This window comes from Thiobacillus sp., from assembly GCF_024708915.1.
The window spans coordinates 1-11,224 of sequence record NZ_JANJXQ010000174.1; the positions used below are offsets into that span (position 1 = coordinate 1).

Here is an 11,224-nt window from a genome sequence, read left to right on the forward strand (position 1 = left end):
CGACCGTGAGGTCGGGCGATGCTATCAAGTGCCGCTTGGCTAATCTTCAACTTGTTGTTTCAATCCGCGCCCGACCGTGAGGTCGGGCGATGCACTGGAAAAGTAACGGCCATCAACACGCCTGCAAGTTTCAATCCGCGCCCGACCGTGAGGTCGGGCGATGCGCGAAATGACATTGAAGCACTGATTCAGTTCATGGTTTCAATCCGCGCCCGACCGTGAGGTCGGGCGATGCGTTGCGGTTGCAGGTGATGTTGCAATGATTTGCTGTTTCAATCCGCGCCCGACCGTGAGGTCGGGCGATGCTCAACAAAACGGGAACATTGAAATGCGCACACTGGTTTCAATCCGCGCCCGACCGTGAGGTCGGGCGATGCCACACCTATCATCGTCATCATGCAGCGGTTGCATGAGTTTCAATCCGCGCCCGACCGTGAGGTCGGGCGATGCGCGGGGTTCTCAAGGCTACGGTTGCGCCGCTGTCTGTTTCAATCCGCGCCCGACCGTGAGGTCGGGCGATGCCCAACAACACCTTCATATCTTCCCCTGTTTTGTTGTTTCAATCCGCGCCCGACCGTGAGGTCGGGCGATGCTGCCAACACTCAAACACTACAACCACAATGACGTGTTTCAATCCGCGCCCGACCGTGAGGTCGGGCGATGCGCCAACTACGTTACACCCCCTAATGTCCGCCACGAGTTTCAATCCGCGCCCGACCGTGAGGTCGGGCGATGCATGATGATGGCCGCGCCGGGCTTCAGGCGGGTACGGTTTCAATCCGCGCCCGACCGTGAGGTCGGGCGATGCTCCAGCGGGTAGATGCGGTGCTCACAGTCGATGCCGTTTCAATCCGCGCCCGACCGTGAGGTCGGGCGATGCAACTATGCCGAGAACTCCAACGACGGCGGCGCGGCGTTTCAATCCGCGCCCGACCGTGAGGTCGGGCGATGCCGGCGAACCGACTGCCGGCCGGGTGGTAGTAGTTGTTTCAATCCGCGCCCGACCGTGAGGTCGGGCGATGCACCACACATGCAACCTGTTGATTGTTCTGCGCAGCGTTACAAGTTTCCGCGAACCCGCTTTGCGCCGCAATCTGGTGGCCATGTTTTGTGATGGTTAATTTCTTCAGGTTGTTAAAGAACAAAGAGTTATCGCATGCGCGAACTCGACGGGTTTGTGCCGTTGATGGGGGTTCGCGCGTCATATCACCAAGGGGCCTTCAAAATCGACGGACCGGAAACAGCCGTGTTGTTTGACGCGGAGTTCTACCGGCTCGGTGATGCGGTAGAAGCGCAGATTGTCTTGTTTCGGATCTATTTCATCCAGTAGTTCGCGCTCAAGTTGTTCGAACTGCATTTCGTTGACGGTGCATTCGAAGACGGATTTCTGCACTCGCTGGCCGACGCGCTCGCAGGCTTTGGCGACGCGTCGCAGGCGTTTGCGGCCGGCGGCGGTTTCGGTGGAGACGTCGTAGGTAACGATAATGAGCATGGCCTATTTCGTCAGATAGGGTAGGTAGCTTTCCATTTCGCCGCGCAGGGTGCGCGCAATAAATCGCGCCTGAACGAAGGGCAGGAGCGCAAGCGGCAGTTTGGTTTCGGTGAGCGGGTGGGTGAGTTCTTCCTGCTTGCGCTCCTGCCAGGCGGCGACGACGGTACGGCGGCCACGGTCGTTGAGCATGACTGCGCCGCCTTCGCGCAGATCAAAATCGCCGGCACTGATTTGGCCGCGATTGATGAGGGTGAGGGCGAGGCGGTCGCACAGAACGGCGCGGAATTCTTCCTGGAGATCAAGCGCAAGTGCGGCGCGGCCGGGACGCACGGCATGCAGAAATCCGAGTTGCGGGTCGAGGCCGGAGGCTTCCAGTGCGGAACGACAGTCGTTCATGAGCATGGCGTAGAGAAAGGAAATCAGCGCGTTGAAGCGGTCGAGCGGTGGCCGGCGGGTGCGGCCGTTAAGCTGGAAATGTTCGCGTGCAGCGGTTTTTACGATGAGGTTGACCGCGGCAAAGTAGCCGCGCGCGGCTTCGCCTTCGACACCGCGCAGTTCGTCCAGAGTGGTCGCGACAGCGGCGGCGCGCAGCGAGGCGGCCAGGTTGTCGGTGGCGCGGGTGATCTGTGCCGCCTCTTGTTCGTTCGACGCCTCACGCGCGCCGCGCTGCAACACGCTGCGGCTGTTCTTGAGCTTGCCGGCAACGACGGCGCGGGCTAGTTCGATGTTGAAGGCCGTATCGTCTGCCTGCCGGTGCTGGGCCTGGCGCAACAGGATGTTGCCGGAAACCGGACCTTCGAGCCGGGCCTTGAAACGGCCATGGTCGTCCAGCAACACCAGGGACTTTCCTTCGTCGGCCAGGCGATGCATCAGTGCAGGCGATACCATGACGTTGCCAAAACACACCAGCCCGCCCAGATGATGAAGCGGCACCTGGAGTTTCTTTTCGTGTTCCACGTCGATACGCACGGTGGCGTTTTCAAGATGGGCATACGCCAGCGGGGTCATGACGTAGAGTGTGTTCTGGATGGTATGCAACTCATGCCTCCGGGTCGAACAGACGGTGCTGTTGTTGTCGCTGCCTGGTTCGGTCGGCGACGGCTTCAGGCTGGCAAATCTCTTTCAGGGAACATTCCCTGCATCGGGAATCGTTGACCGGCGGCGGCAACACACCCGAGACAAGCATTGCGCGGATTGCCTTCGCGGTATCGATTACCCGTGCCCTCAACTCCGGCGTGATGACGACTTCCCGCCGCCGGTGACTGCTGGCGTGGAAGATCGCGCCTTTTGACACCGGGCGCCCGAGCATGTCTTCCAGACACATCGCCTGCGCGGCGAGTTGAAGGTCGTCGTACAGTTTTTGCCGTTTCGCGCCGTGCTTGAATTCAACCGGGTATATGCTGCCATCCGGGTGGAATTCGACCAGATCGGCCTTGCCGATGAGGTTGAGGCGGTCGCTCCACAAGGGCAGCGCGCGCTCCACCCGCACGCCGGACTTGATCTCGTAGCCCGGCGTGTCGACCAGATGGTGCACCGCCTGCCCGCGCGCCGTGTGGATGTTGTCGGCAAAGGCCTGCTCCAGATGAATCAGCCCGCACTGGCGAGGGCAATAGGCCCAGTGCTGGAGCGCGGAAAGGGGGATTGGGTCTGTCTCGATCACGGTGCTAACATGCAGACAGATCAACGAATTGGGAGCGCAATTATGGCCGCCACCCTTGCAGAAATAGAGGCCCAGGCGCTGCAACTCACGCCCCGCGAACGCGGCGAACTCGCGCATCGCCTGATCGAGAGCCTGGACGGCCCGGCAGAAGACACGCCCGAAGCCATCGCCCAAGCCTGGGACGAGGAAATTGCACGGCGCGTGGCGGATATGGAAGCCGGTCGTACCGAGTGGATTCCGGCCGAAGACGTATTCAAGGAAATCGACGAAATCATCGAAACGGCGCGCAAGCGGTGCGCATAAGTTTCAATCCGCTTGCCCGCGCCGAACTTGTCGAAGGGGCGCACTGGTATGCCAATGAGGCCGGAGCGTTTCGGGCCGGCGATTTCAGGCAGGAAGTCCAGCGCAGTTTACGTCTGGCCATTGAGCATCCCGCACTGGCCTCGCCAGCAGTCAACAACACACGTCGTTTGCAGGTTCATCGTTTTCCCTATTCGGTGATTTACAGGGCAGAGGGCGACATGCTGCGGGTACTCGCGGTTGCACACCACAGCCGCCGCCCGGGGTATTGGGCAGGGCGGCGGTAGCACCTCAAGCTTTGCGCAGCAGCGACACACCCACAGGCAGGGCGGCCTCGTTTACCGTCACTTCGTAGTCAGAGAAGCTGCGCGGTACATCGACCTTACGTTCGGCCTTGATGCGATCAAATAGCGCATGGGCCGGGGCGTTGCCCAGTTCTGAATCGTGCTTGAAGACATACAGCCCGCGTGTCGCCATTTCGCCGCGCGCGGCGGAACGGTCATGTTCAAACATTTGCGCGAGCGCCTGCCACAGCAGTTCAAGATCGTCTTCAGAAAAGCCGGTTTGTTTGGCCAGGAAACTGGAAACGAAGCCGTGTGCAGCGTAAAGCCCGTAAGGCACGGTGTGCTTGCGGCCCATGGTGCGGTTGTCGCCGTCCTGTTTTTCCGCTTCGGCTTCGGTCGCCACTGCCATGCGGGTGATCGAATGTTCCTGCGCGATGATCGGATCGACTGAACGCGCGAACGTCAGCTGCACTGGCCCGCGCACCTGGCCGCAGTTGACGCCGGTGGACATGACCGCGCCGAAGGTGCGCACATCGAAGAAGTTCTGACACATCCAGTCACGTGCCTCGCCAACAGCATCGCCGCCCTTGCGTTTCTTGTCGTCGCCTTTGAGTAAATCCGCTTTTCCGATGCCTACATAGGCACGCTCATGCGTCTTGTTGAGGATGGCTTTTTCTTTCACGTAAATCTCATAAGGCGGTTGCTCGCCTTTGACCAGTCCAACGAAGTTACGCACCTTGCGCTTGAGCGACACGTCAGTTACCAAACCGTGGCCTGTTTCGGCATCCAGCCGCGGCAGGTTGCCGGCGTCAGGATCGCCGTTAGGATTGCCGTCCTTTACATCAAACAGCAGCACGAAGTCGTAGCGGTTGGTCAGGCTCATTTGGATTCCTCCGGGGTGGATTTGGTGAAGAAGATTTGGCGCTGGTGATAGTAGCCGAGAGCGAATCGGCCTTGATCTTGTAGCGGGAGCTGGCGAGGAAAATCGGCCAAACCTTCCATGATTTCACCCAGCATTTTTTCCATTTGTGTCGCGCGGCCACGCGAGAGCTTAGCCATGTGGTGGTTTTTCAAACGCAGCAAAGTGGGAAAAACCGTAACCGGGATACTGGATGCTGCACCGTAATAGCGATCGCGGATGGTGGCATTGAGGCCAGGGCTGGCTTCTTCCTGAATTTTTTCCAGCACGGCGAACAGTCGTCCTAATCGGTATGCGGCGTTGATATTGGCAGGGTCGAGCATGGGCAGGAACTCCATTTCTTGAGTTTTGCGGGAGCGAATCCAGCGGTTGAGACAGGCCTTGATGACGGCGGCACGGGCGTAACTGGGTTTTTGCTCGGCCCGGCAGCGCTGCACAGCCAGGTTGAGCAGGGTGGTCGGGTAGGGCAGGTCTTCGAGAATGGCGCGCATGACCTCGCCGCCGAGATTGGGCGGAATATTGTCGGCCTTATTGAGAAGCGCCACGCCTGTGAGCAGGCGAAACAGCGACAAATGCTCGGGCTCGTGTGGTGCGTGAACCAGCGTGATGTCGTCGAAGTGCTGTTTGATGCGCCGGGCCAACTCCAGCGCGGTGGTGGTTTCCCAGAAACGGATACTGATCCGCGCTGCATTCGGCGCAAGTCCGAGCACGTGAAAGCGTGTGTCGATGCCGCCGACGGAAAACTGGCCTTTATCCACGGCGGCGTATAGTGCTTTGAGCGCGTCGATGTTGCGGTCGGGATCGTCCTTGGGTGGATCGCCGAACAAGTCGACGACTGCGCTTTCCAGCTCGTGCGGTTCGCTGGCCCAGAATACTGTCGAGGTGTCGCCCACTTGCATTCGCTGGCGCGAATCTCTTGCCAGCAGGTGGTTGAGCGCAGTGGTGTAGGCAAACACGGCAGCCATCCCCAACGGCGCGTTCGCACCCTGCGCCTTGCCGTAGGAATTGAAGGCGTCGAGGTTGAACGACACGATGTTCGCCCCCGAAGTCTGCGCCCCCCATACACCCTTGATCGCCGGATGCAGACGTTCGATGACGGCAGGCTGGCCGCTGACCAGGCATATGCCATCGGGTACTTTCTCGGATTGTCCTGCTGTTGCCGCCACCACGGCGGGGCGCTGGCAGACCAGGCCCAAGTCGCCGTGCAGGCGAAAGCTCATGACTGGATTGCCTGCCTGGAGGTCGGCAAAGACGGGCAGATTGGCAAGCGTCTCGGGCTTGAACGATGCCAGAAAAGCCTGCACCGCGCGGATGCCGTCGTCCTCACGCACAGTCTCTGGCAGCGCTTCGATACGCGCCCGGAACGCGGTGTGCTGCTCGGCCACGCGCTCAGGTTTGCCGCGCGTATCCAGGCCCAGCACGTATTCGGTGGTGTCCCACAGCAGATTCGCTGCTACACCGGAGGTTTTCTTTATTCCCTGCGGCACAAGAAAACGCTGGCCGATTTTTTTCTTGCCTTCGCCGCTGCGCGTGTCGGCCAGGTTGACCAGCTTTCCGGCAACATCGATTTCAAGAATAAAGGGGATTTCCTTGTTCTCCAGGCCGGAGGCGGGCAAGCGGTTTTGCGGATCCGGGTCGGTTTGCTTGCGGCGGTAGTAGGCGTCGAGCGCTTGCAGAATCATCCCCGCACCTCCACGCTATCCCAGGCGGGAACCTGCACCACGCCGTTTTCCAGGCGGACGCGGAAAAAGCGCGGTTGCGGGTCGGCGGGTTTGGAAAAGTCCAGGTCGTGCAGCATGAATCCCAGGTCGCGGGTTTCATCGTGCGGCGGCGGCTCGGCTGCCGGATCGCCGACCAGCCTGAAGTTCGCCGCAAATTCGCGGCAGCCGAGATAAGGCTGGTTTACGCACTGCCCCTTGGCCGCGCGGCGCTCGAACATTTCGAAGTACTTTGCCGCACTGGCATCTGGGTCGCGTGCGGGCAGGAACTCCAGATCGGCGTGCACCCGGTAGGCCACATCGCGCAGGAACAGGCCGGCGCGCTGCTGGCGGTCGTCTTCGATGTTGAGGCCAAGATCGCCGCGCCCGTTCTTCATGGCCGTTTCGACGTTGCGGGTGGACACCACACTGGCCACTTCGTTGCGTCGCAGGTTGATCCAGCGGATCGGCTTGAGCACTTCTATTTTGCGTATATGCCAGCGGATTGCGGGTTTCCATAGAATGGCTTCGAAGCAGGCGCGCGCGGCGGAGGGCGTCATCACGTCGTAGCTGACCCGTTCGACCTTCATTTCGGGGCGGGTGAAGCAGGCCCAAGGGCCAGAGAGTTCCAAACAAAATGTCTTCATTTTTCTCCCTTCAAACAATTGCGCTAGCCGAATTGGGCGGCGTTCCTTCTGGGTTCAGCCCAAGCTCAGGATGGTAGAGCCAGTCACTCATTTGTATGTAAAGGCCCGGCATCAGCTCCACGATATCTCCTTGTTGCAGCAGGGCTTGTGCTTCGCGCCGGTGGATGTTGACCGTGTAGCGCTGGAGTTTGCGCATCAGCCAGCGTTGCGGGCCTTCGAGGCGCAGCGTTGCCAGCCATTTGTCGATGCTGTTGTCCTGTCCATCAGTTCCCCGGTACAGCACGATGATGGATGCGTTGTCTTCGTCGCGGATCAGCCTGAAGTTATCAGCAGCAGTGCGGAAATTGACGGCCAGTTCATCGCCATCGAGCTTGTTGTTGGCCATGAACAGGTCGCCGCAGATGCCGTGCTCATCGAGCGTGCAGGCGGCAAAGAGCTGCCGGAAATATTGCTCGAACCTCATACATGAAAGAGGCGATTCGGTAACGCCATACAGCACGCTTTTGCAGGCGTTTTCGCCTTTCCTCAAGAGTCCCGGAGGCGCGGGTTTAGGTGGAACGAAGACGACGACTTCGCCTTTTTCAGTAAGACCCCCTTCACGGTTGCAGCGGCCCGCCGCCTGGGCGATGGAGTCCAGTCCAGCGAGTGCGCGGTAGACAACCGGGAAATCCACATCGACCCCGGCTTCGACCAGCTGCGTGCTGACTACCCGCGTTGGAACACCAGATTTGAGCCGGGCCTTGATCTCGGCGATGCGTTGCGAACGGTGCGCACCGCACAGCAGCGCTGATAGATGTAGCGTGCCTTCGGGTAGCAGTTCCCACAGCGCGCGGGCGTCTTTGCGGGTGTTGACGATGGCGAGTACCGAATCGTGGCGGGCCAGGTCATCCGCCACTTGAGGCCATTCGGAAGCTTGCTGCCAATCGGCGGGCAGGCGCACATTCACCCGTTCCAGCGCCTGATAAAGCGCATCGGGATCGTCGATGATTTCCCGCACATCGTCCAGGCCACGCAGGTTCTGGCTGGGGTCGAAATATTCACGCGTGGACAGGGCGGGCTGGGTGGCGGTGGACAGCACGACGGACACGCCGTAGTGGCGGGCCAGGAGCTTCAGCACGTCGAGGATGGGTTGCAGGAACTCCGGCGGCAGGAGTTGCGCTTCGTCGAGGATGACGACCGAATCGACCAGATTGTGCAGCTTGCGGCAGCGCGAAGTACGCGCGGCGAACAGCGATTCGAAGAACTGCACGTTGGTGGTGACGACGATGGGCGCATCCCAGTTTTCGCAAGCCAGGCGTGAGGCGGTGTTTTCCTGGCCGGGATCGGACTCGGCGTTGCTGTGATGCTCGATGACGGCTTCGCCAAAGATGCTGCGGAAAATGTCTGCCGTCTGCTCGATGATGCTGGTGTAGGGAATGACGTGGATAACACGACGCTTGCCGTGCGTGCGGGCGTGTTCGAGTGCGAATGCCATGCCGGAGAGCGTCTTGCCGCCGCCAGTCGGAACGGTCAAGGAAAACAGGCCAGGTTCGAGCGCGGCCTTCTCACGGCACTGGCGCAGGATGTCGGCGCGCAGCGCGTTGACCGGCGTGGAGTCAGCCTTCGCCGCGAGTTTGGCCATGTGGGCGTCGAACCGGGGAGCGAGCCGATCCAGTGTTGGCCATTGATTGCGTTGTGCGAATTTCTCCGCATCCATGTAACGCTCGGTGTCGAGAAAATCCGCATCGACCAGTGCCGAGAACAACATGCGTACCCACAAGGCGAAACCATCCCGGCCGCCCGGGATGGCGCGCAAATTGGGTTGGAAATCGCCATGATCAAGGATGTGGGCAGGCGGGCTTTCGGCCAGCGCCTCGTCGAGTTCCGCGCGGCTGTCGATGGCGGCAAGCCGAACCTCAAGGCCGCCGAACCAGTCCGCCAGCCCAGCGTGGTGGCCGGCGATCAGATAGGCCAGCACGCGTCCGGCAGCATCAAAACGGTCGCACGCCAGTATTGCCCCAGCCGTCGAATGTGGCGCTTTTCCTGCTTCGCCCTGGATATGCGCGTCCACTTCAAAGCCGCTGGCGAGACGAATGTAATTCTGGAAACGCTGCCGGTATTTGCCAAGGTCATGCCAACGGCCGGCCAGCCGCGCCCACTCTGGGCCAAAGGCGCACGCAAATTCGGCGGCAAGGGCGGCGACGCTGGTGAGATGTTCATCCAGGTCATGCGGGTCGCGCCAACTTCCGTCGGTATTCTGGGCAGCGTGGGCAATGGGACGGTGATGAGCCATGTTTCTCATCCTACCCGCCGTCAGGCTCAATTTCCGGGCCTGGCGCTACGCCTTGCCGATACTGCCCTGCCGCCACATCAAGCTGATTTCTGACAGCCTCGCGCAACGCGCCAGGCGCGACGACTTCAACCTCCGCTCCGTGCTTGAGGATGTCCATCAGGAGTTCGCGGTCGTCCGAGTACGGCACGGCGAGTTCATAGCGGCCGTCTTCCAGCCAGCGGCTTTGTTGCCGGGGGTGCCAGATTTCGTCGGCCACCCAGCGGGCACGTTTGGGGGTGAATCGCAGGACGGCGGTGGCGACGGGCAGGCCGGCAAAGATGCCGTAGGCGCTGGCGAGTTCGCGGTTGAGTGTGGATTCGGCGATGGCTTTTGCGGCTTTGCCGAGCGGTATGGCGGCGCGGATGCATTCGACGGCGAAGATGCGCAGGCCTTTTTTGTCGTGGCACCAGGCGTCCAGGTACCAGTTGTCGCGGTAATGGGTAAGACGTTGCGGGGAGATTTCGCGGGCGCCGGTTTGGTCTCGCTCGCGGTTGTAGTAGTCGATCCTGAGGCGGCGGCGCTGCAGGACGGCGCCGGCGACGGTTTGAAAGTGGCGGAGGTTTTTCTGGCGCGCGGCGGCGGCCAGGATGCGTATGCGTTGCGCGGCCTCGCCGGCGCCCAGGTGGTTGCTGCCCAGCAGCTTGTCGATGCGGGCTTGCAGCGGCCGCAGGTGGCCGTCGAGCAGCCCGGGTTCCAGGTTGGCGAGCAGATGCCTCAGCGTGACGAGAGCGTGCAGTTCGGCGGGGGTGAACCACAGGCCGGGGAGCGCGTGGCTGCCGTCGGCGGTGTCGTAGCGATAGCCGCCGCGTTCGCTGTCGTGGATGAGCGGGGCGCCGAGGCGGTCGCGCAGGTCGGCGATGAGGCGGGCGAGGGTGGAACGCGAAAAGCCGTGCTCATCGATGAGCACGCTGCGGGGCAGGCCTGTCCGCCGCCCGTCCAGCAGGCGGTGAAGGCGATAGAGTTCGTCGAATTTGCTCACGGGTGCCGGTGGCGTTTGTTGGTTTTTCTCTGCGTGTCCGGTTCGGGCCGTGTCAATAGTGTCGTGCAATGAGGCATGCCCGACAAGTCGGGCGCTTGGAAGCAAACTGCTGAGCCCGCAGCCGGCTTGGGTTTTCTTGGCGCCTGAATGAGCGGCATGGCGGCGCGTTGCAGGGCATCGGCGCGCGCGACTTTCCCCGCAGGCGCAGGCGGGCGGTGCCAGCCACGGTCCGCTTCAGCCGATCCCCAGATCCTGTGCCAGCCCGGCGTGGGTGATCTTGCCTGCGTGGACCTGCAGTCCCGCTTGCAGTCCGGCGTCCGCGTCCAGTGCGGCCAGGCCCTGGGCCGCCAGCGCCCGCACATAGGGCAGGGTGGCATGGGTGAGTGCGTCGGTGGCGGTGCGGGCGACGGCGCCGGGCATGTTGGTAACGCAGTAGTGGACGATGCCTTCGACGATGAAGAACGGGGCGCTGTGGGTGGTGGGGCGGGAGGTTTCGGCGATGCCGCCCTGGTCGATGGCCACGTCCACCAGCACCGAACCCGGCGGCATCCGCTGCAGCAAGGCGCGGCTGATCAGGCGCGGCGTGTGGCGGCCGGAAATCTGTACCGCGCCGATGACGATGTCGGCCTGCGCGAGGCCGTCGGCAATCGCCCGCGGCGAGGAAAACCGCGTTGCCACCCGCGGGCCGAACAGCGCTTCGGCGTGGGCGAGCTTGTCGGCCTGCTGGTCGAGCAGGGTGACCTGCGCGCCGAGGCCGGTGGCCGTGCGTGCGGCGCTCATGCCGACAACGCCGGCGCCGATGATGAGCACATGCGCAGGCGGCACGCCGGGCATGCCGCTGATCAGCTTGCCGTTGCCGCCGTGGGAGGTGTGCAGCCCGAGTGCGCCCATCTGCGGCGCCAGCCGCCCGGCAATGTCGGACATCGGCTGCAGCA

General features: G+C 61.9%; 11 protein-coding genes and 1 CRISPR repeat array. Of the genes, 2 read left to right on the forward strand and 9 right to left on the reverse strand.

Annotation, left to right across the window (positions count from 1 at the left end):
- A CRISPR array of direct repeats spans positions 1–1,023; the repeat unit is 22 nt; unit sequence CGACCGTGAGGTCGGGCGATGC.
- A gap of 178 nt (positions 1,024–1,201) precedes the next feature.
- The 3 genes from cas2 to cas4 are packed head-to-tail and all read right to left on the reverse strand — an operon-like array spanning position 1,202 to position 3,152.
- Positions 1,202–1,492 (reverse strand): CRISPR-associated endonuclease Cas2, encoded by a 291-nt coding sequence (cas2, locus tag Q0L94_RS12245; RefSeq protein ID WP_296753633.1) that lies wholly within the window; start codon positions 1,490–1,492, stop codon positions 1,202–1,204.
- 3 nt (positions 1,493–1,495) lie between these two features.
- Positions 1,496–2,530 (reverse strand): type I-C CRISPR-associated endonuclease Cas1c, encoded by a 1,035-nt coding sequence (gene cas1c, locus Q0L94_RS12250; protein WP_296753634.1) that lies wholly within the window; start codon positions 2,528–2,530, stop codon positions 1,496–1,498.
- A 1-nt stretch (position 2,531) separates the two neighbouring features.
- Complete coding sequence (gene cas4 / locus Q0L94_RS12255) at positions 2,532–3,152, reverse strand: CRISPR-associated protein Cas4 (protein WP_296753635.1); 621 nt, start codon at positions 3,150–3,152, stop codon at positions 2,532–2,534.
- A 42-nt stretch (positions 3,153–3,194) separates the two neighbouring features.
- Between cas4 and Q0L94_RS12260 the strand changes: the two genes are divergently transcribed.
- On the forward strand, positions 3,195–3,455 hold the full coding sequence (locus Q0L94_RS12260) for an addiction module protein (RefSeq protein WP_296753636.1): 261 nt from the start codon (positions 3,195–3,197) through the stop codon (positions 3,453–3,455).
- On the forward strand, positions 3,446–3,739 hold the full coding sequence (locus tag Q0L94_RS12265) for a type II toxin-antitoxin system RelE/ParE family toxin (RefSeq protein WP_296753638.1): 294 nt from the start codon (positions 3,446–3,448) through the stop codon (positions 3,737–3,739). Before Q0L94_RS12260 ends, Q0L94_RS12265 begins: the two co-directional genes overlap by 10 nt.
- Before the next feature lie 4 nt (positions 3,740–3,743).
- Here Q0L94_RS12265 and cas7c read toward each other — a convergent pair whose 3' ends face one another.
- The 6 genes from cas7c to Q0L94_RS12295 all read right to left on the reverse strand — a co-directional run.
- Positions 3,744–4,619 carry a type I-C CRISPR-associated protein Cas7/Csd2 gene (cas7c, locus tag Q0L94_RS12270; RefSeq protein ID WP_296753639.1) on the reverse strand — a complete coding sequence of 292 codons (876 nt, stop codon included), beginning with the start codon at positions 4,617–4,619 and terminating at the stop codon, positions 3,744–3,746.
- On the reverse strand, positions 4,616–6,337 hold the full coding sequence (gene cas8c / locus Q0L94_RS12275; protein ID WP_296753641.1) for a type I-C CRISPR-associated protein Cas8c/Csd1: 1,722 nt from the start codon (positions 6,335–6,337) through the stop codon (positions 4,616–4,618). The genes cas7c and cas8c overlap by 4 nt, the downstream gene beginning before the upstream one ends.
- Positions 6,334–6,999, reverse strand: coding sequence for a type I-C CRISPR-associated protein Cas5c (gene cas5c, locus Q0L94_RS12280; RefSeq protein WP_366799474.1), 666 nt, complete (start codon positions 6,997–6,999; stop codon positions 6,334–6,336). The genes cas8c and cas5c overlap by 4 nt, the downstream gene beginning before the upstream one ends.
- A 10-nt stretch (positions 7,000–7,009) precedes the next feature.
- A complete protein-coding gene (gene cas3 / locus Q0L94_RS12285) occupies positions 7,010–9,301 on the reverse strand; it encodes a CRISPR-associated helicase Cas3' (protein ID WP_296753644.1) in 2,292 nt (763 codons plus the stop codon).
- Entirely contained in the window at positions 9,282–10,289 is a 1,008-nt protein-coding gene (locus Q0L94_RS12290) for a WYL domain-containing protein (RefSeq protein WP_296753645.1), read from the reverse strand. Before Q0L94_RS12290 ends, cas3 begins: the two co-directional genes overlap by 20 nt.
- A 234-nt stretch (positions 10,290–10,523) precedes the next feature.
- Positions 10,524–11,224 (reverse strand): NAD(P)-dependent oxidoreductase (locus tag Q0L94_RS12295; RefSeq protein ID WP_296753647.1); only part of this gene is annotated, 701 nt, incomplete at its 5' end.